The sequence below is a fragment of the Zunongwangia sp. SCSIO 43204 genome, assembly GCF_019904275.1.
GTDB classification, from domain to species: Bacteria; Bacteroidota; Bacteroidia; order Flavobacteriales; family Flavobacteriaceae; genus Zunongwangia; species Zunongwangia mangrovi.
In genome coordinates, this window is record NZ_CP063204.1 from 3115835 (window position 1) to 3141919 (window position 26085).

The following is a 26085-nucleotide window of genomic DNA, read 5'->3' on the forward strand; positions in this document are numbered from 1 at the left end:
ACAAACAGCTTATCATTGATTTTATCCTAATCTTGATCTAGGTTAGTTGCGATATTATCTAATTTCAGCATCAATTTTTATTAAATATTAAAAGTTAGTTGCAAAATTCATTTTTTAGATTTACCATTGCTTCATTGTTAAACATTTAGCTTTTGTTTTCGAATGCGAAGTGTAAAATGAAGAGTGATATGAAAAAGTATATTCCTAATTTCCTAAAACTTTCGGTTTGCCTGCTTAGCCTTCAAGCTTCAGCGCAAACAAATATGGATTATATTACTAATGATAACGGACCAAAACTTGGCTACAGCAAAGAATCTGGAGTTAAGATCTTAGAATTTGACGGCCATTTCTTTAAAGACCTTAATCAAAACGGAAAACTAGATCCTTATGAAGATTGGAGACTTCCGGTAGAAGAGCGCGCAAAAGATCTGGCTTCTAAAATGTCTGTAGAACAAATTGCAGGTTTAATGTTGTATAGTCAGCATCAATCGCTTCCGTCAGGCGAAGTTGGTTTTGGCGCCGGGACTTATAATGAAAAGCCTTTTTCTGAAAGCGGAGCAAAAGCTTCAGGAATATCAGATCAGCAAAAGAAATTTTTAAAAGAAGACGATCTTCGTCACGTACTATTAACCGCGGTACAATCTCCTGAAGTTGCCGCAAAATGGAATAACAACGTCCAGGCTTATGTAGAAGGTTTAGGTTTGGGAATTCCTGCAAATAATAGTTCAGATCCTAGAAATACCGCTACGGTAACTTCAGAATTTAATGCCGGGGCAGGAGGGACGATTTCTCTATGGCCAGATGGTTTGGCAATGGGCGCAACTTTCGATCCAGCATTGGTGAAGCAATTTGGGGAAATGGCCGCTAAAGAATATCGTGCTTTAGGAATTACTACAGCACTTTCACCACAAATAGATTTAGCAACCGAACCTCGATGGTATCGCATCGCTTATGTTTTTAGCGAATCTCCAGAATTGGTAAAAGCAATGGGGAAAGCCTATGTTGAAGGTTTTCAAACCTCTGGTAAAGAAGCCGAGATCAATGATGGATGGGGTTACGAAAGTGTAAATGCGATGGTGAAACACTGGCCTGGTGGTGGTCCTGAAGAAGGTGGGCGAGATGGACACTGGGCGATGGGAAAATTTGCAGTTTATCCTGGTGATAATTTTAAAGATCACATCAAACCCTTTACAGAAGGTGCTTTTAAATTAGATGGCGGAACCAAAAAAGCAGCGGCGGTAATGCCTTATTACACGATTAGTTTTGATCGTGATGATATTTACAATGAAAATGTTGGTAATGGTTTTAGTAAATATATAATTACTGAACTGCTTCGCGATAAATATGGTTATGATGGTGTGGTGTGTACCGATTGGTTAATCACTGCCGATGAAGGGGAAACACCGGGAACTTTTGCCGGGAAACCCTGGGGAACGGAAGCAATGAGTGTTGCTGAAAGACATTATAAAGTACTAATGGCTGGTGTAGATCAGTTTGGTGGGAATAATGAAAAAGGCCCTGTTTTAGAGGCTTATCAAATGGGTGTAGAAGAATTTGGTGAAGACTTTATGCGTGCGCGTTTTGAGCGTTCTGCTGTAAGATTACTTAAAAACATCTTTAGAACAGGATTATTCGAAAATCCTTATTTAGATACTGAAAAAACCAAAGAAATAGTTGGTAATGCTGAATTTATGAAAGCGGGTTATGAAGCACAGGTAAAATCTGTGGTAGTGCTTAAAAATAAAGAAGCAGCTTTACCAATCAAGGAAAAGAAAACTGTTTATATCCCGAAGATCTATACACCGGTTTCGACAGACTGGTGGGGAATTCCTACTCCGGCGAAATTCGAATATCCGGTAGATCTGGAATTGATCAAGAAATATTACAAGGTAACCGATAATGCTGCTGAAGCAGATTTTGCGATGGTTTTTGTAAGAAATCCGCAGTCTAAAGAAGCAGGTTACAGTGAAACAGATCGGCAAAATGGTGGAAATGGATACGTACCAATTTCTCTTCAATATGAAACTTATACTGCTACAACGGCTAGAGAACATAGTATAGCGGCCGGAGATCCTGTGATCGATCCTGAAATTAAAGATCGCTCCTATAAAGGAAAATCTTCAACAGCTTCGAATATTATGGATTTAAGAACGATTGAAGATACCAAAATGTTGATGGGGGATAAACCTGTGATCGTTTCGGTAACAACAGATAAACCAATGATTTTTGCTGAATTTGAAAATCTAGTTGATGGTATTGTACTCAACTTCGGAGTTTCAACGCAGGCGGTTATGGATATTGTTTCAGGAAATGCAGAGCCTTCAGGGTTATTGCCATTGCAAATGCCGGCAAATATGGAAACAGTTGAAGCACAACAGGAAGATGTGCCTTTCGATATGATCCTTTATCAGGATTCAGAAGGAAATACGTATGATTTCGGTTTCGGTTTAGATTGGAACGGAGTGATAAAGGATAAAAGAACAGAGCGATTCAAAAAAGAATAACCTGAAAAAATATAAAGATTTAAGCTATCCCAAAATAACTTAGAGAACGAAAGAGCCCTGAAATTCAATTTTCAGGGTTTTTTTATTGGCACCGCGAAAGGGTATAATACTCCGAAGTCCTTTACTTTAAAAATGTTAAATTATTTACCTGATGATTTTCTGCGTACTTTTCTAGCTCTTTAAAATTTGCATTTAATAAAGCAATTTCTCCATTTGCATCTATTACGATGTAACAAGGAATTGCGGAAATATTATAATTAACCGCAAAATCACTATCAAAAGCCTTCTCTCCTGCATATAATTTTATACCTTCTAATTGATGTTTTTCGAGTCCGTTTTTCCATAATTCTGTTTTCTTGTCTATAGAAACCGTCAAAAATTCGAAGTTTTTATTATCCTTATACTTTTCGGCTAATGCATTCCATTTAGGGAAAGATGCAATACATGGAGCGCACCAACTTGCCCAAACATCAATAACAATCGTTTTATTAGACATTTCAGAAAGCTTATAGATTTTACCATTTTCATCTGTTAAACTGAAATCTGAAGCTCTTTTTCCAACAGCTACTTTAGAGAAAATTTCAACTAAATCATCTAAGTTTTTATCTAAAATCGAAACATAATCTTTAGAATACTCACTTTTTTCTAGCTCATCTATTTTATTCCTAAAAGCTTCAACATCAATCTCTACATTAGAAATCTTAGCATCTCTAATTATAGTATTTAAGAAAATAGTTTTTTCTATAGCATTGGTTTCAGCATCAATAAACCATTTATCTATTATTGGAAAGCCATTATTAAGTAAGAAATTGTAGGTTATTTTTGTATCTGGGTTGGTTAGCATGATATCCATTTTAATAAACTCGTAGATAAACCTGTTGTAATATTCGCTTTCAAATAAAATAGGATTTGAAAAATCTATATGTTCTGAATAGGTTATTGGTTTATCTGAAAGCGAATCACCATAAATATCAAGCCTTTTTATAAATTCTGGAGACGCTGTATTTACTTTATCTGTCTCGTCCTGAAATAAGTTGACACAAATTCGACTTATTTATGAAACATACAGAAAGATCTGGGAAGAAACGTACTCAGCGTGATTACAATTTAGGCTTTAAATTGGCCGTTGTATCTCAGGTAGAAAAGGGCGAAATGACTTATAAACAAGCCCAAAAAGCTTATGGTATCCAAGGCAGGAGTACTGTTTTGGTTTGGTTACGCAGACACGGTACCTTAGACTGGAATAAACCAAAGTCAAGACTTACCTGTAACACAATGAAAGAAACACCTGCTCAAAAGATCAAGAGGCTAGAAAAAGAGCTATCAGATGAGAAGCTTAAGAATAAGATTCTCAACACGATGATCGATATCCAGATCAACAATATGGAACTTCTATTCGAAAAAAGCATTTGCCCAATCAATCCAACGAATCCGGCAAGAACACCGACTAAGCCTGTCACGTTGTTGCAGATTGTTTGGGATAAGCAGACAGGCTGTCTATCAAGCAGAAAAGCGAAAAAATATAAGAGCTGATGAACTTGACTTGATAAAACCACTGATTTTAAGGGTGCGCCGGCAAATGCCAAGGCTGGGTACTCGTAAACTGTATTATTTGCTCAAGGTTGAATTTGAAAGGATCGGAGTCAAAATAGGCAGGGATGCGCTATTTGATTATCTCAAGTCAGAATCAATGCTTATAAAACCAAAAAAGAATTACACAAAGACAACAGATTCTAGGCATTGGCTAAAAAAACACCCTAACCTGATGAAAGATGTTACGCCCGTAAGACCGGAGCAATACTTTGTAAGCGATATTACTTACATCAAGAGTAGAGAAAGAACTCACTATCTTTCCTTGGTGACAGATGCCTTTAGCAGAAAAATAATGGGCTACCACCTAAGTGATGATATGAGTGCAGAGAATGTAGTTAAAGCAATGAAAATGGCTAATAAAAGAAGAACTACATTAAGCGAGGTAATACACCATTCTGACACAGGCTTGCAGTATTGCTCCTCGTTGTATCAAACTCAATTGAAGCGATCAAATGCTATACCTTCAATGACAGATGGGTATGACTGCTATCAAAATGCGTTAGCAGAACGAATTAACGGGATATTAAAGGGAGAGTTCTTGATAAACAAATGCAATACAGGTAAAGAACTCAGCCTGCTGGTTCAACAGTCAATAAAAACATATAACAATCATAGACCACATCTAAGCCTTAGCTACAAAACACCTAATTTTATACACAACAAAAAATCCCGTGAAGCTAGCTTCACGGGATTGATTTAAACTTTTAAAAACTGTCAACCTATTTTAGGACGACTCAATCATATAAATTTACATATATAAGCTTGTTTCTTTCTAGCTCAACAAAATCTTTTTGATTTTCAAGATCAGCGTCTTTAAAATAATCATCTAAAAACTGTAATCTCAGTTGCGTTATGGAATCTTGAATTAAGAAAAAATCTTTGCTATCGAGTTTCATGAGACCAGAATATTTTTCATCGAAATCATAATATATTTTATACCAATATTTAGTTTGATCTAATTGATATTCGATAAATTTTGCCTGTTTTCCTTCAACAATTATAGAATCGGGTTTTTGCAGATCTAATTTTATAGAAATAGGCTGATTTATATATTTGGAAAATGTTAAAGTAAATTGATCATCATCTTTAAATTTTAAAATTGAATTTGCATTCGCGAGAAGTTCTTTTTCTAAGCTAATCTTTTCTTCAGACGGTATTTTTATGGAATCTAATTTGGAGTTTAGAGATAAATCTGATGTATACTGCAATAATAGCGCAAAATTTTCATCGTAATTTGAAACTTCCAGATTTATCGTTTTTGGTTCACTTTTGTTCGATTGACAGCTGAATAAAGCAAGTAGTAGTAGGAAGAAAAAATAAATATTTTTCATTCTGAAATTTGATGGTTTTGGATAGGTTTTTCTTTGAAACTGTGTGCTGCTTAATTATAAACCCTTATTTATAAGGATCACCGCTGGCTGCAGTAATGATGCAGATTAGGTGTAGAACAAGACCAGGGATAATAAATAAAATGTAACCAATAGTAACGAATATTAGCCACAAAATTCCTGCAGCTACTTCACCTTTATAAATATGCCCAACGCCAGGAAAAAATACACTAAGTAAAATGGCCAAACCTGCATTCCATTTTGGGTAATTATTAATAACGGTTACAGGTGCCTGAGCCTGTTGTGAAGAATAGTTTTGGCTGCTATCAAAACGCTCACCACAATGCCAGCATTTTATCGCTTCAGATTTAATGGTTTCAGCACAATAGGGACATTTTTTGGTTTGATAATCCATAATTTCTTGATTGATTATTTATATGACGCAAATAACTGAAATTCGTTACATAGGGTTCACATTTTTATTTGTATCGCAAAAGGATATAGTACACCGGGGCTTGCTTCGAAATTATAAATTAGTTTCCAACCAATCTTAGTGAGCACGTCCAGAGTAAGTTTACTTGTTAAGCCTTAAGACACAAAAAATCCATTCTGAAAAAATATCTATAAAAGCTTCAAATTTCTTACAAAGTAGAATCTTATTCAATTGTATCGATCTAGTTTAAAGGCTTGATGATACGAATTTGTTATCTGGAAAAGCTTATGCAATTTAGATCTTTATTCTTTCTTTTTAAAGATTTTGAAAAGCACAAATAGTCCTACAAAAAAGCCAATGATGAAAATTAAAAATGTGTTTTCCATAATTTTTTAATTAGTTATTTATCTGACGCAAAAAGCTAAGATTTGTTACATAAGAGTCTGATTTTTATTATTTAAGCTCATGAACTGACTCTTAGTAGAATGATTAAGGATGCCTTTTATTTATTATCATTTAAAATTCTTTTTTATTTATAAATAACTATTTAAAACATTAAAAAATTGATATAAATAAAACCAAATAAGTTTTTAGTGCGTAAATATTAAAAAATCGACAACCAATATTTCGATTTTAATAATAGTTACGGAATGATCTTTAGAGCTGTATTTGGTAAGGACAAATTTTTAAGAATTTCATTTCTGCTAAAGATTATTTGTGCTTGTATTATTCTGAATTCTTTCCAAAGCCAAGCGCAGTTCTTACAATCCAAATCGGGGAAAGTCACATTTTTTTCAGAAGCACCTATAGAGAATATCGAAGCAAGCTCAAATTCGGTTATAGCGCTTATAGATTCTGAAAATGGAGAAATAGCCATCAAAGTTTTTTTACGATCCTTTGAGTTTGAAAAAGCACTAATGCAAGAACACTTCAACGAAAACTATGTTGAAAGTGACAAATATCCCAGCGCCAATTTTAAAGGTGAGATTGTAGATTTTAAAGGTCTTTTTAAACTTCAGAAAAAAGAATTCAGCATAAAAGGTGTTTTGGATTTGCATGGCGTAAAAAAGGAAAGAACGGTAATCGCAAAGCTAGTCGAACTAAATAGTGGGAATCTTCAATTGCAATCTAACTTTAAAATAGCATGTAAAGATCACGATATAAAGATCCCAAAGATTCTATGGAAAAATATTGCTGAAGAAATAGAAGTAAGTCTTGTAATCCCTCTAAAACCAAAAGAATTATGAAAAAAATTACTTTCTGCATTGTACTATTTCAGTTAAGTCTTTTCGCCCAGGATATGGACGAAATGATGAATCAGCTTTCCGAAGGAAATAATTTTGAAGTTGAAGCGACCTACAAAAGTACCTGGCTGGTATTATCGCAAACTAATGAAACGCAAAACGCTAAAGATCTTAATTTTTGGATCGCACATCGCTTTGGTGATATTGGGGGCGAGTTTGGTGGGTCTAGCACACTTTACGGTTTAGATGTTGCCACAGATCTTTATATAGGTTTCGATTACGGAATTACAGATCATTTAACTGTTGGGATTGGTCGTAGTAAATACAATGAAACTTATAACGGATTAATAAAATACAAACTTTTAAGGCAAAGCGATAAAATGCCAGTTTCGGTGACACTCTTCGATCAATTAGCATGGATCACACGAGAAGAATTCTCGAACAACGAATTTAGCCAGGAAAGTGACCGAATCTCTAATTTCTTTCAGGCAGTGATCACCAAAAAGTTTTCTCCGGGATTATCCTTAATGCTTAGTCCGGGGCTATTAATGCGTCCAGATGCTCAACTTCTTTCTACTGAAGACCAAAACAATCTTTTTGCTTTAAGTATGGGAGGCCGACTCAAACTTTTCAAAAGGATTTCCCTACTGGTAGATTATACCTTGGTTGAAGGTTTAGGACGAGAAGCCAACGAAGAGCTTTATAATCCTTTAGGAATAGGCATCGAGTTTGAAACCGGCGGGCATGTGTTTAGCCTAAACTTTCAGAGCTCCCAATATATCATAGCTAATAATTTTATTCCTAATACTTCTAAAAGCTGGACAGATGGCGGAGTAAGATTTGGGTTTGCTATCTCTAGAAACTTCTCTCTTGGTAAGAAAAAGAATAACTAAAAATCTAAAATTATGAAACGTAAGCAATTTATTTTTAGAGTAGGGCAGGGCGTATTATTTACCTGTGCAGGTGCATGTGTTTTGGCTTCATGCAGCAGCGGTGACGACGGAATGGAAAATATAAATAATGGCGGAGATAATGGAGGCAGTAATGGTGGCGGAAATCCTGGTGGTGAAGATACTGTTTCCATTTCTTTAAATGATATTCCAGAAATTGGGGATCAAAAATCACAAAGCGGAATTCTATTTATTAGAATAGGAAACGGCAATGATCCTTCAGATTTTGTAGCGACTGAGGCAGTATGTCCTCATCAGGGTGGGCAATTAGTTTACGTAGCGGACGAGGGATATATCGAATGTCAATTACATTTTGCCAGGTACGAAAATGATGGTGATACCATTAGAGGACCACAAGGAAGCAGCGGTAGTACCCGCGATCTTGTTATTTACGATCTTGATGTAGATGGAACAAGCCTTGTGGCGACTAAATAATAGAAAAGTAGTACGCTCAGGCATTAAGTAAGATATCCCTACATTATAGACTTATAATCGATCATCAAACCATTTGGTCATAAGCTTCTGTAATTCTTGTTTCTTGTCTGAGAAACTATGATCTGTATCAAATTCTTTTAGCTGAAAATCATAATCGATATTAGATAATTTCTGAGCAATTTTTTTAGCCTGGTTAGGATTTACCTGCTCGTCTCTGGTTCCGTATAAAATTAAAAGACTGGCATTTTTATCTAATTCTTCAGGCCAATAATAAACGGAACGTTTCTTTAATTCTGAAGTTTTATTTTCTTCATAATTAGGGATTAATTTTGCACAAACTCTGCTTTCCATTTCAGGGCGTTCTTCGATTAATGGAAAAAGATCTGAAGGTCCGTTTCCAACAATTGCAGTTTTGATGTCTTTAGAATACTTAAGCGCTAAGTAAGTCATCATCCCGCCTCGTGACCAACCGATCATCCCAATTCTATTGGTATCGGCTTTTTCGATCTTCTTAACTGTTTGGGTTAAATAAAGAACATCATTGATGTCTTTTCCGCCAAATTCATCATTTTCCCTGTAGCAGCTGGCGACTAAAACATAACCTTCTTTCACTAAATTCGAAAATTGAAGAAGAGGATAAAAACCTTTGCTTTGAGAAGAAACGCCTTCTTCTTTGTTTCCACCTCTGTTGACGATAATTACAGGAAACTTTCCTTTCTTTTTAGGTTCAGCAATAAAACCGTTTATTAACAACGAATCACTTTTATAAACGATCTGGTAGAAATTCACTTCTTTTAAATAGTCAAATTCCTTCAGCAATTTATCGTCTTTCGAAACTCGTTCCCAAATGGGAGGAATCTCTGAAATTTCAAATTGCTTTTTCGATAAGATATCTCCGTTTTCTAGATTTTTAGCTTCTTTATAATCAGCTTCACTAAAGCTAGTGTCGAAAGCCGTATTAGATAATCCTTTTTCAAATTGATACTTCTTGTAAAGCGTTCCGCCAAATTTAAAACCGAAAAACAAAAAGACGATAATAAATAAGGTTCCTAGTACTAAGAAGATACGTTTGAAGATTTTCATGATGATCGATGATTTATAAAAATTGGACGGTGAGGTCTTCAAATTGTTACAATCGCTGGCTAATTGTAGCTACCAAATGATTTTATAAGCCCGTAAGTATTTAGTCTCAGTTTAGTTGTTCTTTTATTTTAACTTTAACTTATACTATATTAACCATAAATACTGTTTTCGTTGGTTATTGCACAAATATTTTACAACTTTACGCTAAACTCTCTGCTTATACTTATGAATAGAAAATTATATTTCCTGATTTTATTGATTTTTACGGCACTTTCTTTAAAAGCTCAGGAAACCCAATTTACTCATGCCGATACTCTTAGAGGAAGTATAACTCCTGAAAGAGCCTGGTGGGATGTGATGCGTTACGATATTTCAGTAACACCAGATTTTGATAAAAAATATACTTCAGGCTTTAACAATATCACCTATAAAGTGGTAGCGGCTAATCATCCAGATGTAATGCAGATCGATCTTCAGCAACCTTTAGTGATCGATAGTATTATCTACGACAAAAAACAATCTTTAAGTTTTAGTAGAGAAGGCGATGTGTACTTTGTAAAAACAGAGCCTCAAAATATCGAATCTGAGCATGAAGTAAAAATATATTTTAGTGGAAAACCACACGAAGCGATTCGTGCGCCATGGGATGGTGGTTGGACGTTCACCAAAGATAAAAAAGGAAGACCGTGGATGACGGTGACCTGCCAGGGACTTGGTGCTTCTATCTGGTATCCTAACAAAGATCACCAAAGTGACGAGCCAGATCGCGGAGCCTCTTTAACGATGCGAGTTCCAAAAGAATTAATGGCGGTTGCAAATGGCCGAATGTTAGCTAAAACTGAACATAAAGACGGAACGATTTCTTATAAATGGGGCGTAGAAAATCCTATTAGTAATTATACAATTATACCTTATATAGGGCATTATAAAAATTTCTCTGAAGTGTATACAGGTATAAAAGGGGATTTAGATCTTGATTATTGGGTATTGGATTATAATTTAGAGAAAGCTAAAGATTATATGCCGCCAGAAGTTCATAATCTTTTGGATGCTTTTGAATATTGGTTTGGACCTTACCCATTTTATGAAGATGGCTACAAATTGGTGGAGACAGAGCATACCGGGATGGAACATCAATCTAATGTTTCTTACGGAAACTGGTACGCCGGTGGATATCGTGGTAGAGATGGATCTGAAACCGGACTTGGATTAACCTGGGATTTTATCATTATTCACGAGAGTGGGCACGAGTGGTTTGGAAATAACATCACCACTAACGATCTGGCCGATATGTATATTCACGAGAGTTTTACCAATTACAGCGAAACCCTATTCTTGGATTATGTGTATGGCGAAGAAGCTGCAAACGATTATAACTACGGAATTAGAAGCGGTATCCAAAATGATAAACCGGTAATTCCGGCTTATGGCGTAAATGCACAGGGTAGTGGCGATATGTATCCAAAAGGTGGAAATATGTTGCATACCATTCGTCACAGTATGGACGATGATAAATTGTTCAAGAATATTCTAACCGGTTTAAATATGACCTTTCATAATAAAACGGTAGACGGTTCAGAAATTCAGGAATATATTTCAGATAAAGCGGGATACGATTATTCGAAGGTTTTCGAGCAATATTTAACCACCACTAAAATTCCGAAACTTCAGTTGTACATCGATGCGCCAAACAGCAAGATGTTTTATAAATATACCAATATTGTTGATGGTTTCAATTTACCATTGGTGCTAAAAGGCAGCGAAGAAAAAATAAAGATCATCCCTTCAGCAGAATGGCAAAGTGTAGATATTCAGCATAAAAATCAGTATTTATTTACACCCTGGAGGATAGAGCATATGTATTATGTTGATGTAGAATTACTTAAAAGCAAAGATTAAATATTTAGAGGTTTGCCTCAAAAAATACCTAATGGTTTTGGCCTAAGGTTGTTCACTAAAAAATGGAAGAATAGATGTTTTCAAAAGAAACTTATGTAGCGCGAAGAGAGAGCTTAAAGAAAAAAATGGGATCCGGACTCTTAATTTTCCCAGGAAATAAGGAAACCGGAATGAATTACAAAGATAACTGGTATCCGTTTAGACAGGATAGTACTTTTTTATATTACTTCGGAATTAACCTTCCAGATCTTTATGTACTTATCGATTTAGATAGTAATATAGAGATCCTTTTTGGAGACGACCTAACTCCTGAAGATTTTGTGTGGGTTGGTGCTGTTGAACCTTTATCAACTTATGCTGAAAAATGTGGTGTTGCTGAAGTGCACCCAATGGCAAAGCTGGAAGCCTATATTAAAAATGCACAGCAAAAAGGCCAAAATCTGCATTATTTACCACCCTACAGAAATAAAGTAACGATTGAAATTAGTAATCTTACCGGGATTTCTGTAAATGAAGTTGATGCCAATAAATCTGAAGCTTTTACGAAAGCTGTTATCGCACAACGTTCCATAAAATCTGCTGAAGAAATTGCGGAAATTCATAAAGCTGTAAATATTACGGCTGCTATGCATCGCCATGCTATAAAATGGACGAAACACGGCGTTACCGAAAAACAGATCGCAGGAGAACTACAAGCAATCGCCGTTGCCGGTGGTGGGAATATTTCTTTCCCAATAATTCTAACCAAAAATGGCCAATATCTACATAATCACGCTACACAAGCTGTGGTTGAAAACGGAGATATCGTGTTATGTGATTGTGGTGCAGAAACCGCTATGAATTATGCCGGAGATATGACGCGTACATTTCCGGTAGCCGAGAGATTTACAGCTATTCAGCGTGAAATTTATTCGATCGTTCTAGATGCTCACGAATCTTCATCTGCAGCATTAAAACCGGGGTATCGCTTCAAAGATGCGCATTTACTGGCCTGTAGCCGAATCGTGGAAGGCCTAAAAGGTCTTGGCCTAATGAAAGGTAATACTCAGGATGCTGTAAATGCCGGTGCACATACTTTGTTTTTCCAATGTGGTTTAGGGCATTTTATGGGAATGGATGTGCATGATATGGAAAACTTTGGCGAGCAATTAGTTGGTTATAACGATGATCTTAAAAAGAGTACCGAATTTGGTTTAAAATCGCTTCGATTAGGAAAAGAACTGGAAGAAGGAAATGTGCTTACTGTTGAACCGGGGATTTACTTTAATCCGTTTTTGATTGATTCCTGGAAAGCGCAGGGTAAGTACACCGATTTTGTGAATTACGACGAGGTCGAAAAATTTAAAACTTTTGGCGGGATGCGAGTAGAAGAAGACTTTTTGATCACCGCAAACGGCAAAGAACTTCTAGGCGATCCTTTAGCCAAAACCATAGAAGAAATAGAAGAACTTAAAAACTCCTAATAACATAAAAATCTGGAAATGCTATGAACCACTTTCTCTCCTTTAAATTTCTCCACTATTTTAGCCTTTTGTTCATAGCATTTTCTTTTTCATTACAAGCCCAGGAAAATCCCGAATGGCAGCGATTGGATGTACTATCTGTAAATACAGAAGATCCTCGCGCTAATTTTCATATTTATGATTCTGAAGCTGACGCTCTAACCAGAGAGTATAAAAAATCTGGAAACTATAAAAGTTTAAACGGAAGCTGGAAATTTCATTTTGCTGAAGTTCCTGAAGAAAGGCCGGTAGATTTTTATAAAACCGATTTTGATGTAAAAGATTGGGATAATATAGAAGTTCCCGGCGATTGGCAAATGCAGGGATATGATTTTCCGCTGTATGTTTCTGCTGGTTTTACTTTTAAAATTAATCCGCCCTTTGTAGATACTACCTACAATCCGGTTGGATCGTATAAAAGAACTTTCGATTTACCTAAGTCGAAATTCGATAAAAATGAAGACTATTTTTTACATTTTGGAGCCGTAAACAGCGCTTTCTATGTTTGGATTAATGGTGAGAAAGTTGGTTATAAAGAAGGAACCAAAACACCATCAGAATTTAAGATCACTCAGTATCTGAAACCGGGTGAAAATAGTATCGCGGTAGAAGTGTATCGTTGGTCTTCTGCAAGTTATTTAGAAGATCAGGATTTTTGGCGATTAAGCGGAATCGAACGTGATGTCTATATCTACAAAACGCCTAAATCTAGAATCAAAGACTTTTTTGTGACTCCGGGATTGGATGAAAACTACGATAAAGGAATTCTTGATGGATACGCTGTAATTGCTTCAGGAAATAAAAAGCTTCAGTTAGATCTTAAAATTTGGGATGGAGAGAAAATTATTTCAGAAATAAGCAAACCAATTGCTGAAACTAAAAATGATACGCTAGACTTTCAAATTTCAGATTTAGATATAAAACACTGGTCGGCCGAGACACCAAACCTTTATTCTTTAAGTTTAAGCCTGAAGGATGGCGATAAAACGCTGATGGCTACTTCAGCAAAAATTGGTTTTAGAACTTCAGAGATTAAAGGCGGTCAACTTTTAGTAAACGGAAAACCAATTCTGCTTAAAGGAGTAAATCGCCATGAGCACGACCAAAATTCTGGTCATGTGATTTCGCGCGAATCAATGCTTCGGGACATTAAACTTTTTAAAGAATATAATATAAATGCGGTTCGAAATTCACATTATCCGGTAGATCCTTACTGGTATGAGCTGTGTGATGAATACGGAATTTATATGATCGACGAGGCCAATCTTGAAAGTCATGGTTTTGGTTACGACGAAGATAAAACTCCTGCCAATAAACCCGAATTTGAGAAAATGCATCACGATCGTATTGCAAGAATGATGCAAACCAATAAAAATCATCCTTCGATCATTATCTGGTCTATGGGGAACGAAGCTGGTGATGGCCCGGCATTTATAAAAAATTATCACTGGTTAAAGAAAAACGATCCTAGCCGCCCGGTGCAATACGAAAGAGCAGAACGTGGGGAGAGTTTTCAGGAACCACATACAGATATCATCCCGTGGATGTATGCCAGTGTAGATTATATTAAAAACAGTTACCTGGGCAAATATCCAGATAGACCGTTTATTTGGTGTGAGTACGCGCACGGAATGGGAAATAGTATCGGAGATTTGGTAGATCTGTGGGATTTTGTTTACGAAAATCCACAAGTTCAGGGAGGATTTATTTGGGACTGGGTAGACCAGGGATTTGTAAAAACCGATGACAATGGCGAAGATTATTGGACGTACGGTGGTGATTATGGGCCAGACCGATACAGGCACGATGCCAATTTTGTGATCAACGGATTGGTAAATCCAGATCGTACGCCACATCCCGCACTTTACGAAGTAAAAGATGTATATCAAAATGTAGATATCAGGCTAAAAAATAAGAATTCTGGCACTTTTACTTTTGAGATTGAAAATCGATTCTTTTTCACCAATTTAAAAGAATACGAAATATCTTATGAGCTTTTAAAAGACGGCGAGTTTGTTAAGGCTGGTACGCTGGATGATATGGATTTGGAACCTCAGGAAATTGCGCTGAAAAAACAGGCACTAAAACTTGAAAAAGGAGCAGAATACTTTATAAATTTCTATGTGAAAACCACCAAAATCGGTAAAATGCTTCCTAAAGGGCATGTGATTGCCAAGAAGCAAATTCAGCTTCAGGAAGGTGGTGCGGTTAAATTACCTATTGCAGCTTCAGGAAAATTAAAGACTAAAAATAAGGGTGAAAATCTTACAATTTCGAATACAGATCTTGAAGTTATTTTCGATAAAGAAAACGGAATGCTTACCGCATACAGCTTTAAAGGGAAAGAACTGATCAAAAAAGGACCAAAACCAGATTTTTGGAGAGCACCAACTGATAATGACTTCGGAAATAGCTTTCAGAAACGAGCAAAAGCCTGGAAGGAAGCTACGAATAATCCAAAACTAGTAGATTTTTCTTCGGAAAAAGAAGATGCTTATGTTGAAGTGAATACCGATTTTGAATTGGATTCGGTTTCTTCGAATTTAAAAATCACTTACAAAATTTACGAAAATGGAGTTATTGAAGTTGGCAATAATTTTGAATTCAATGGTGATCCGGAAAAAATAACGTCGTTGCCAAGATTTGGAAATGCGATGGTGATTCCGTTAGACTATGATGAAGTGGAATGGTATGGTCGTGGGCCTTACGAGAATTATTGGGATCGTAAAACATCTGCTTTTGTTGGGGTCTATAAATCGAACGTAGAAGATTTATATGTGCCGTATATCCGTCCGCAGGAAAATGGCTATCGTACCGACAATCGCTGGGTAAAACTTACGGATAACAAAGGAAACGGAATCAAATTCAGCGGAATGCCACTGGTTTCTTTTAGTGCGCTTAGAAATCCGACTTCAGATTTTGATCCCGGAATGCGAAAAGCACAAAAGCATACCATCGATATAAAACCAAAAGACGAGATCTATCTAAATATCGATTATAAGCAAATGGGTGTTGGTGGCGATAATAGCTGGGGCGCAAGAACCTGGGAAAAATATCAGCTAAAACCTAAGAATTACACCTATACTTATTTTATGGAACCGATTAGTGAGTAGTTAGAATTGAGATTCATTTTGAATATTGAATTTTGAATGTTTTCAATCGAAATATTATGTCACTTCGAGTGATTTCGAGGCACGAGAAATTGTATCGAGAAGTGCTTTGGAGTTCAAGTAAGTAGTTAGAATTGAGATTTTAGAACGCTTTGCTGTTAGATTATAGAGAATAGACTTAGGATTTATGTTGAATACTGAATTTTGAATGTTTTCAATCGAAATAATATGTCACTTCGAGTGATTTCGAGGCACGAGAAATTGTATCTAGAAAGGCTTTGGAGTTTAAATAAGTAGTTAGAATTGAGAAGTTAGATCGCTTCGCTGTTAGAGCTTAGAGAATAGACTTAGGATTTATTTTGAATGTTGAATTTCTTTTGTCATTTCGACGGGAGCGTAGCGGATTGGAGAAATCTCCTTTTGAGTATGGAATTATATAAGATTTATACTGAAAGCTGAATTTAGAGGACGTTTTCAAAAATGTAGGATGAGATTCCGTGTCAAGCACGGAATGACGAAACGAAGTCTATAAAAATGATAAAGGTTGAATGTTGAATTTCTTTTGTCATTTCGACAGGAGCTTAGCGGATTGGAGAAATCTCTAATTGAGTATGTAATTATATAAGATTAATACTGGAAGCTGAATTTAGAGGATGTTTTTTAAAATGGCTGGATGAGATTCCGTGTCAAGCACGGAATGACGTAAAGGGTTCGAAAAAATGTATTTCATATAGATCCCTCCACCACGCCTGGCTGCCAGCGAGGCAGGGTCGGGATGACGTACAAGAAAATAATCATAACCTGATAAATAACAGCTGTCAGCTGTACGCTGTAAACCGTAAACTTAAAACAACAAAATGGCCAAAAATTACCTTTTAAGAATCGCGCTAGTGCTTTTCTTTTCTTCTTCGATAATTGCACAGGAAGACCCTTCGCTTTTAAGCTTAGAACGCATTTATTCTTCTTCAGAATTTAGTAGCGACTATCAACGTCCTATTTTCTGGATCGAAGATGGTGATGCTTTTGTAAGTATCGAGAAAGATGATGAGGGTAATGATGAACTCATTAGATACGAGAGTAAAAATTATAAATCAAGTATATATTTAGGGGCCACTAATCTTAGTGTAAACGGTAAAAACCTGGCTATAGAAGATTTCTCGTTATCACCAGATGCCAGCAAGGTGCTTATTTTTACAAATTCCAGTAGAGTTTGGCGTTCTAATACCAAAGGTGATTTTTGGGTTTATGATTTTGATACCAAAGAATTAAAGCAGCTAGGGAAAGATTTTCCGTCTTCATCGTTGATGTTTGCTAAGTTTTCTGAAGATAATCAATTTGTGGCTTATGTGCATAATTTCAATATTTATAAAGAAAATTTTAAAACGGAAGAACTTAGCCAATTAACCAAAGATGGCACCGGAGATATCATCAATGGAACTTTTGATTGGGTTTATGAAGAAGAATTTGGGATGCGCGACGGATTTATGTGGAATCCCGATGCTTCAAAGATCGCATTCTGGCAATTAGATGCTTCAGAAATTGGGACGTTTTACATGATCAATACTACAGATTCGGTGTATTCTGAACCTATTCCGCTTCAATATCCAAAAGCGGGATTCAATCCTTCTTCAGCAAAAGTTGGTATTGTAGATACTAAAACTTCCGAAGTAAAATGGATTCCGATGCCCGGAGATCCTGTTCAGCATTATTTACCGGCCATGCAATGGCTAGACGAAGACCTGTTGCTTATTCAGCAAATGAATAGAAAGCAAAATGAGCTTAAACTTTTCACTTATAAACCTTCAACTTCAGTATTAAAAAAAGTATATACCGAAACTGAAGACACCTGGGTAGATTTGCGCTATCCTGATATTTCTTCGAACCAATGGGGGAATAACGATCAGTTAATTGTAGATAAGGGAAAGTCATTTTTACGAATGACAGAAAATGATGGCTGGCGCCATATTTACAAAGTCGACTTAGAATCTGGCAAGAAAACATTGCTCACACCTGGCGATTACGACGTAGCGACCTATTACCAAACCGATGATAAGAATTTATATATCGTTGCCTCACCAGAAAATGCAACGCAGCGCTATTTATACAGCGTGCCTTTAAATGGAAGCGGAAAATTGACCAAAGTTACTCCGAAAGAATTTCAGGGTGTAAATACGTATGATGTTTCTCCAAACGGAGAATATGCAATCCATAAATTCACGAATGTAAGCACGCCAAATACGGTAAGTTTAGTGAGTTTGCCTAAGCATAAGTCGGTTACAAGTTTAGTCGATAACGAGCGATTAAAAAACAAGCTAAGCACTTTAGCTTTACCAGTAACCTCATTTTTTACGGTCGAAGCTGATAATGGAATTGAAATGGATGCCAGAATGACCAAGCCATTAAATTTTGATTCGGCTAAAAAATATCCGGTACTTTTTCATGTTTATGGAGAACCCTGGGGCGTTGTCGCGACCGATCAATGGGTTGGTTTATACGAGATTTTTATGGCGCAACAAGGATTTGTAGTGATTAGTATCGATAATCGCGGTACGCCGACTTTAAAGGGCAGCGATTGGAGAAAAAGTATTTACCAGAACATGGGAGTGATCAATACGAACGATCAAGCCGCGGCAGCTAAAAAAGTGCTTGCAACTTACGATTTTCTGGATGAAAACAGAGTGAATGTTTGGGGTTGGAGCGGTGGAGGCTCTATGACGCAGAATTTGTTGTTTAGATATCCTGAAGTTTATCAAACAGGCGTTGCTGTGGCCGGAGTTGCTAATCAGTTATTCTACGATAATATTTATCAGGAGCGTTATATGGGATTGCCAAGTGAAGATAAAGAGAAGTTTATTGAAGGTTCGCCTGTTACCTATGCTAAAAATCTGGAGGGGAATTTATTACTAATTCATGGTACCGGCGATGATAATGTGCATTACCAGAACATGGAGTTTTTAGTGAACGAATTAATACGAAATAACAAGCAATTCGATATGATGTCGTACCCAAACAGGGCGCATCATATCTACGAAGGGAAGAACACTTCGATTCATCTGTATACTTTGATTACTAATTATTTCTTAGAACATAACGGACTAAAATAATCTTAAGGATGAAAAAACTGACCAGTATTTTAGGATTATCGCTTTTGGCAATGGCTTGTAAAAACAATGCCGAAGAAACTAAGGAAGAATCTGTTGTGATCGAAAAACAACTGAAAATTCCTGAGAAAGTTTGGATGGTGCCAGATTCTAACGATTATGATGATCCAGAAAGTGTGTACAGTTTTTCAAGATTTAAAGCATCTAATGATTTCGCTATTTTTTGGGATAAAGAATATGGCGAAGATCCTTCTAAGAACGAAAACGAAATAAAAACTTTTAATGTTGATTCCCTGATCCTAGAGGGAGAGCGCTTTTTCAATTATTATGTAGATGAACTTCAGTTTTTAGAAAAAGGAAAATCTACCACAGATAGCACCAAAATCTTGATGTACGTTTTTGGTGGGGATGATGGTACCGCTTACGGGGCAGGAAAAGATAGTATCGGGATGTTATGGTCGCCCGCGGTACGAATCCATAAACCACCTTATGGCGCTTTGGCACACGAGCTTGGGCATTCGTTTCAGTATTTAACGGGAGCCGATGGCCATTTTGGTTTTAAAAACGGCGGTAGTATTTGGGAAATGACTTCTCAATGGATGCTATGGCAAGTTTATCCTAATTGGATCGAGTTTGAAAATTATCACTTACAGGCATTTTTAGACAATACATATCGCGCCTTTTTGCACGAAGAAAATATGTATCATTCGCCTTTTGTTTTAGAATACTGGTCTAATAAACATGGTAAAACCTTTATTGGTGAGCTTTGGAGAAATTCTAAAAAAGATGAAGATCCTGTATTAACGTATCAGCGAATAACCAATATCGATCAAGCGACTTTTAATGATGAAATATTTGACGCTTCCAGAAGATTTGTAACCTTGGATATGCCAAGAATAGAAGAAATAAGTAGTGAATATACGAATATCCATCATACCAAATTAGATAAGATCGAAGATGATTGGTTTCAGATTTCAGTAAAAGAAGCGCCACAAAATTATGGCTATAATGCCATTTCATTAGAAGTGCCAACATCAGGAAAAGTGAAATTGAAATTTGAAGGCATAACCAAAAGTGAAGAATTCAATGTTCTTAAACCTGAAATTGCAGGTTGGAGGTATGGATTTTTAGCGGTGAGCGAAAATGGAGAACGTCACTACGGAAAGATGTACAGCCAGGCTAAGAATGAAATTAGTTTTGAAATTCCACAAAATACAGCGCATTTATGGTTGGTAGTAAGTGGTGCTCCAACAGAACATTCCATTCATAAGATTGATGGTAATCCAGATAATGATGAACAATGGCCTTACAAGCTAAAATTTGAAAATACGAACCCGAAGAATGAAAACTAAGATCCTTTTTATAGCCATATTAGGTGTTTTTACCAGTGTTTTTTCTCAGGAAGAAATTACATCACTAAACAATCATATAAAGATTGAAATTGAGCATGATATCGAACTTCATTTAAAAGTTTACTTGAATAATGAGGAGCTTATCGAAAAGGTAAATCCCAAAATGGAGTTTACTGGCGGTAAATCTTTTGGAGCTGGCGATAAACTTAAAAATCTAAGCATTAAAACCGTAGATGAAGAGATCGAGGCTGTTGTTCCCGTGAAATCTAAACTCATTAGAGATCACTACAATCTTTTAAAAATGAGCTTCAAAAATTACGATTTTGAAGTTAGGGTTTATAACAATGGCTGGGCGTATCGATTTGTTTCTAAACTGAAGGGTGAAATTGAAGTTTTAGATGAACAAATGAATCTTCAGTTAGGAAAAGATTATACCTGTTACTTACCTGAAGAAGAAAGTTTGATCTCTCATTTTGAAAATTACTATGAAAAACTTCCAACTTCAGCAATAGAAAACGGAACGATCGCAGCTTTGCCAACCTTATTTAGGAATGAAAAAGGCATCAGTTTTTCAGTAACCGAATCGAATTTGTATAATTATCCTAATCTTTTTTTAGAGAAAACTGAAAGCGGATTCAAAAGTAAATTTCCGAAGTATGTATTAAAAACTCAGGAATTAAAAGCGGGACAGGATCGTATGGAAGCTATAGAAGAAGCAGCACCGTTTATCGCGAAAACCAAAGGAAAAAGAGAATTCCCGTGGAGAGTTTTTATGATCGCTGAAAATGATAAGGAAATCATCGAAAATAACCTGGTGTATCAATTGGCTAGTCCGCTTAAATTAAAAGATCCATCCTGGATAAAACCTGGAAAAGTGGCTTGGGATTGGTGGAATGCGAACAATGTTTATAATGTTGATTTTGAAAGCGGAATTAATACTGAAACTTATAAGTATTATATCGATTTTGCTTCGGAATTTGGTTTAGAATATATCATTTTAGATGAAGGCTGGTCTAAATCTACGCTAAATGTGATGGAACCAAATGAAGATATCGATATGGAAGAATTAACCGCTTACGCTGAAGCAAAAAATGTGGGAATTATTCTGTGGAGCTTATGGCGACCATTAGACGAAAATATGGAAGGGCTTTTATCTAAATATGAAGCCTGGGGCATTAAAGGAGTGAAAGTAGATTTTATTCAGCGAGCAGATCAATATGTGACTAATTTCTATGAAAGGCTGGCAAAAAGTGCTGCAGATCATCATTTACTGGTAGATTATCATGGTGGGATGAAACCATCGGGAATGCGAAGAGCTTATCCAAATATCATAAATTATGAAGCGGTAAAAGGTTTAGAAAACGATAAATGGGAAGATCTCATTACTCCAGAGCATGATCTTACAATTCCTTTTACCAGAATGACCGCCGGAATTTTAGATTATACTCCGGGTGGTATGGATAATGCTCACAAAGAAAACTTTGCAGTGCGTTTTGATCGCCCAATGACTTTGGGAACCAGGGCACATCAAATTGCGTTGTACGCTATTTTCGAAGCACCATTGCAAATGCTTGCCGATACACCTTCCAGCTATTACGAAAATCGAGAATCTGCCGAATTTATTTCAAATATCCCCGTGGTTTGGGAAGAAACTAAAGTGCTTGATGCTAAGATTGGAGATTATTTAATAATCGCTCGTAAAAATGGCGATTCTTGGTATGTAGGAGCGATAACAGATGATTCTGCCAGAACTTTTGAAATTGATCTTTCGTTTTTAGATGAAAATACCAGTTATCAATTAGATTGGATCGAAGATGGTGTAAATTCAGATAAAGTCGCTAAAGATTATGCTAAAAAATCAGCAAAATTAACTTCAGAAGATAAGATAGAGATCAAAATGAATAAAGGTGGAGGGTGGATAGGAATTTTTACTCGATAATCTGTATTCCTCATCCAAAATTTCAACTAAAAAATACTGTGATTTTTATATAGTTGAAATTTTTTGGCAAGCTTTAAATTTAATAACAGATGACTGAAAATTTTGAATTTTTAAGATTCGATATTAGATAAAAATAAGCCTCGTTTTATAATCGAAATAAACTAAAAAGATCTGGTAAATACTACCAGATTTTTTTATGTCTAAACCCTAAAACAAAAAATTCTTTAAAAGTTAATTTATTATTAAAAATTCGCATAATATATGATAAGATTGTGTTAATATACTATCAAAGTTGGAGTGATATTATACCTAATATTGTTACTGTTTATTATTCATTATTTAATGTTTTTAACCGTTTTGCTTGTTTTTGATGCATGTAAAATGTTAAAAAATATTATAAAATGAATTTTATTTCAAAAGTTAATTATCAAACAGTTTTGTTAAAATGAAAATCACTCTTAGTAAGAAAAATCGATTAAAATTTCTACTATTAATTTGTGCTTTCATACCCATTTTTGGTTTCTCGCAAAGCGGGAATACGATAACGGGTGTGGTTAAAGATGGCAATGGTTTAGGCTTGCCTGGCGTAAATGTACAAGTTGAAGGAACAAATGTTGGAGCCGCTACCAATTGGGAAGGAGAATTCTCTATTGAAGCCGAAAGCGGTGATATTTTGGTCTTTTCGTTTATTGGACTAAAAACAAAAAAAATTACAGTAGGCAGTGATACCGTTTTAGACGTACAAATGGAAGAAGATTCTGGCGCTCTTGAAGAAGTCGTGATCGTTGGATTTGGAGTCCAAAAGAAAGAATCTGTAGTAGGGGCAATTTCTCAGGTATCTGGAGAAACGCTTCAAAAAGTAAAAATGGGAGGGAGTTTAGAAAACTCACTTCAGGGTAATTTGCCTGGTTTAACAGTGGTAAGTACAGACCCTACTCCCGGTGAAGAAGCTATTGGAGGACTATCGATGACAATTAGAGGAACTTCCTCTATGGGATCTAACGGTCCGCTTTATATCGTCGATGGTGTTGAACGACCAATTTCTAATATCGATCCTAACGATATTGCATCGATCTCTATCTTAAAAGATGCCTCGGCAACTGCGGTTTATGGGGTTAAAGGTGCAAACGGAGTTGTAATTGTAAATACGAAAAGAGGTGCATCAGGCGCACTTCAGCTAAACTTTAATTCTCAGCTTTCCATTAAAACTCCAACTGAATTACCGGAGTATATGAACGCTTACCAAACAATGCTCTTAAGAAATGAAGCTTATCGTAACGACGGTATGTGGAATAACTTAATTAGTGATGAAGAGCTGGCACATTATAGAGATCAGGATCTTCCTTATTTATATCCTGATTTCGATTGGATGGATTATTATTTTAAACCTGGTTTTGATCAGAATTATAATCTAAATGCTCGTGGAGGAACAGATTTCGTAAAGTATTTTGTTTCCGTAGGGTATTTGGAAGAAGGCGATGTTTTTGATGTAGGGAATGTTTTTCCTTACGATTATGACGATAGAAATGCACATTACTGGCACCAGCGTTATAACTTCAGAAATAATTTAGACTTTACCTTAACCGAATCTACTCAGTTAACGCTAAATGTTGGTGGTAATTTAAAGGTTTGGAATAAACCTATCGATGATTATACGCAGGAAAACTGGTATCAATCTGTTACGGCATTACCTTTTTATCCTGCCGATGCTTTAAATGCATATCCAGATGGGTTAATTCCTTATAACCAGTCTGGCATTCGTCCTTTTATCAATCCAGATATGGGTGAAGTTCGTTTAAACTGGCAGGGAGGTCAGGGATTCCAGAGATTAAAGTCTAATGAATTGAACGTTGATGTAAAATTCAATCAAAAATTAGATTTTATTACTGAAGGTTTATCGGCTAATATCCTGTATTCGTATAATACTTTACAACAATATAGAAAGTACTATAGATTACCCTTATACTTTGGATATTACTTAAATCCAAATACTCAGGAATGGTCTCGTTATGATAACTGGGGAACAGAAGATCTTGATACACCTCAGCCTCCATTAAATATTTCAGAAACAGAAAATATTTCAGATGCTTACAGGTCTCATTTTTATCAGGGACAGTTAAATTATAACAGAAGCTTTGGAAAACATAATGTAGGATTAACAGGAGTATTTACTAGAAGAGAATCCAGAGCAATTTCAGACTTTACACATTACGAAGAAAACTGGATAGGTAGAGGAACTTATAATTACGATCAGCGTTATTTTCTTGAAGCCAGTATTACGCATTCTGGTTCAGAGAAATTTGCTCCAGGGCTTCGTTTTGGTACTTTCCCAGCATTTGCCGGGGGATGGACAATTTCTAACGAAAGTTTTTATAAAGACTCGAAGGCAAGCACATTTATGGATTTCGTAAAACTTAGAGGTTCTTACGGGGTTGTTGGTAGTGATGCCGGTATCGATAGATGGCTTTATATTTCTGAATTTACCGATGGTGATCAAACTGTTGGATTTGGTAATCCTATCCAATATTATCCGGTAATTAATGAAGGAAATATACCAGTAACCGATGCTACATGGGAAGAAGCAACAAAATCTAACGTTGCAGTAGATCTTGGATTTTTTGATAGCGCTGTAACCCTATCAGTCGATTTATTTGATGAAAGAAGAACAGGTGTGCTTCAATCTAGACAATCTGTACCAAGTTATATCGGGGTTTCAGGAATCTCAGGAAACCTTGGAGAAACCAAGAGTCATGGTATGGAAGTACAGCTAGGCTTCAATAAAGCGATAAATGATAACTGGGTTGTATATGGATCTGCTAATATTGCATGGTCTGAAAACCGAGTGGTTTACTATGACGAGCCAGCTTCAAGACCTTTTCATTTAAAAGCAGAAGGAAAACCTGTAGAGATCGCAAGAAGACTTGGATGGTATACACCAGGAACAGGAGTTATGGATAATGGTTTTTATCAAAATTTCGATCAATTATTCATGTACCCAAGAGCTTCGGGTGGTAGCCCAATCGTAGGAGATCTTGCCTTCATGGATTTTAATGGAGATGGTGTAGTAGACCAGCAGGATAGAATTGTTTCAGAATATCCTATCGTGCCAGAACTTAACTGGAATGCATCTTTAGGTGCTAATTTTAAAAACTGGTCTTTAGATGTTCAATTATACGGTATTGGTAAAACTCAGCAACCAATGCGCCAGGGAGGAATGTTCTTCTTATATCCTTTTACAGAAGGTAAGAATAATGCTTTTACCGCACATGGCAATCATTGGACGCCAACCAATACAAATGCAGAATTCCCATCTGTACATAATGTAGCGATCGATCAATATAACTATCGTATTAGTCAGTTTTCTATGATCGACGGGCAATATATCAGACTAAGAAATGTAAGACTGGGATACACTTTAAAATCAGACTTCTTAGATAAATTAAGTATTAAAAACGTGAATTTCGGTTTAACCGGTACCAACCTGTTAACCTGGTCACGTAGAGGTTGGGGAGGTGATCCTGAAGGATTCAACTTCGGGGCAGATTTTGGTGCCTACCCACAGATGAAGAGATACTCTTTTGATCTATCTATTGAATTCTAAAAATATTGATT

At 36.1% G+C, this 26085-nt stretch carries 15 protein-coding genes and 1 pseudogene; 12 read left to right on the forward strand and 4 right to left on the reverse strand.

Going from position 1 to position 26085, the window contains the following annotated elements; all coding sequences use genetic code 11:
* Positions 1-188: 188 nt before the first annotated feature.
* Complete coding sequence (locus INR75_RS13885) at positions 189-2504, forward strand: glycoside hydrolase family 3 N-terminal domain-containing protein (RefSeq protein ID WP_223089243.1); 2316 nt, start codon at positions 189-191, stop codon at positions 2502-2504.
* A 121-nt stretch (positions 2505-2625) separates the two neighbouring features.
* Here the strand turns inward: INR75_RS13885 and INR75_RS13890 are convergent, their stop codons facing one another.
* Positions 2626-3348 (reverse strand): TlpA disulfide reductase family protein, encoded by a 723-nt coding sequence (locus INR75_RS13890; RefSeq protein WP_223089244.1) that lies wholly within the window; start codon positions 3346-3348, stop codon positions 2626-2628.
* Between the two features lie 212 nt (positions 3349-3560).
* Here INR75_RS13890 and INR75_RS13895 point away from each other — a divergent pair.
* Positions 3561-4797 (forward strand): annotated as a pseudogene (locus INR75_RS13895) (IS3 family transposase).
* 34 nt (positions 4798-4831) lie between these two features.
* Here INR75_RS13895 and INR75_RS13900 read toward each other — a convergent pair.
* A complete protein-coding gene (locus INR75_RS13900) occupies positions 4832-5428 on the reverse strand; it encodes a hypothetical protein (RefSeq protein WP_223089245.1) in 597 nt (198 codons plus the stop codon).
* A 64-nt stretch (positions 5429-5492) separates the two neighbouring features.
* Complete coding sequence (locus INR75_RS13905) at positions 5493-5840, reverse strand: zinc ribbon domain-containing protein (RefSeq protein ID WP_223089246.1); 348 nt, start codon at positions 5838-5840, stop codon at positions 5493-5495.
* 668 nt (positions 5841-6508) lie between these two features.
* Between INR75_RS13905 and INR75_RS13910 the strand changes: the two genes are divergently transcribed.
* From INR75_RS13910 to INR75_RS13920, 3 genes are read left to right on the forward strand one after another with little or no spacing between them, the layout of a single operon-like run.
* On the forward strand, positions 6509-7105 hold the full coding sequence (locus INR75_RS13910; protein WP_223089247.1) for a YceI family protein: 597 nt from the start codon (positions 6509-6511) through the stop codon (positions 7103-7105).
* Positions 7102-7995, forward strand: a complete 894-nt coding sequence (locus INR75_RS13915) for a DUF5777 family beta-barrel protein (RefSeq protein WP_223089248.1) — start codon at positions 7102-7104, stop codon at positions 7993-7995. The genes INR75_RS13910 and INR75_RS13915 overlap by 4 nt, the downstream gene beginning before the upstream one ends.
* A gap of 12 nt (positions 7996-8007) precedes the next feature.
* Positions 8008-8487: a ubiquinol-cytochrome c reductase iron-sulfur subunit gene (locus INR75_RS13920; RefSeq protein WP_223089249.1), complete on the forward strand. Its 480-nt coding sequence runs from the start codon at positions 8008-8010 to the stop codon at positions 8485-8487.
* Between the two features lie 51 nt (positions 8488-8538).
* On the opposite strand, the gene INR75_RS13925 is transcribed toward INR75_RS13920, so the two are convergent.
* Positions 8539-9570, reverse strand: coding sequence for a S9 family peptidase (locus tag INR75_RS13925; protein WP_223089250.1), 1032 nt, complete (start codon positions 9568-9570; stop codon positions 8539-8541).
* A 225-nt stretch (positions 9571-9795) separates the two neighbouring features.
* On the opposite strand from INR75_RS13925, the gene INR75_RS13930 reads away from it, so the two are divergent.
* The 7 genes from INR75_RS13930 to INR75_RS13960 all read left to right on the forward strand — a co-directional run bounded on the left by INR75_RS13930 (position 9796) and on the right by INR75_RS13960 (position 26074).
* A complete protein-coding gene (locus INR75_RS13930; RefSeq protein ID WP_223089251.1) occupies positions 9796-11469 on the forward strand; it encodes a M1 family metallopeptidase in 1674 nt (557 codons plus the stop codon).
* A gap of 74 nt (positions 11470-11543) precedes the next feature.
* Positions 11544-12932, forward strand: coding sequence for an aminopeptidase P family protein (locus INR75_RS13935; protein ID WP_223089252.1), 1389 nt, complete (start codon positions 11544-11546; stop codon positions 12930-12932).
* A 23-nt stretch (positions 12933-12955) separates the two neighbouring features.
* Positions 12956-16084, forward strand: coding sequence for a glycoside hydrolase family 2 TIM barrel-domain containing protein (locus tag INR75_RS13940; protein ID WP_255584555.1), 3129 nt, complete (start codon positions 12956-12958; stop codon positions 16082-16084).
* Positions 16085-16938: 854 nt separating this feature from the next.
* The gene (locus tag INR75_RS13945; RefSeq protein ID WP_223089253.1) at positions 16939-19185 is read left to right on the forward strand and encodes a DPP IV N-terminal domain-containing protein; all 2247 of its coding nucleotides are present in this window, start codon (positions 16939-16941) and stop codon (positions 19183-19185) included.
* Positions 19186-19193: 8 nt separating this feature from the next.
* Complete coding sequence (locus tag INR75_RS13950; RefSeq protein ID WP_223089254.1) at positions 19194-20534, forward strand: DUF6055 domain-containing protein; 1341 nt, start codon at positions 19194-19196, stop codon at positions 20532-20534.
* Entirely contained in the window at positions 20524-22473 is a 1950-nt protein-coding gene (locus INR75_RS13955; RefSeq protein ID WP_223089255.1) for a glycoside hydrolase family 97 protein, read from the forward strand. Before INR75_RS13950 ends, INR75_RS13955 begins: the two co-directional genes overlap by 11 nt.
* Before the next feature lie 445 nt (positions 22474-22918).
* Entirely contained in the window at positions 22919-26074 is a 3156-nt protein-coding gene (locus tag INR75_RS13960; RefSeq protein ID WP_223089256.1) for a TonB-dependent receptor, read from the forward strand.
* Positions 26075-26085: the final 11 nt, after the last annotated feature.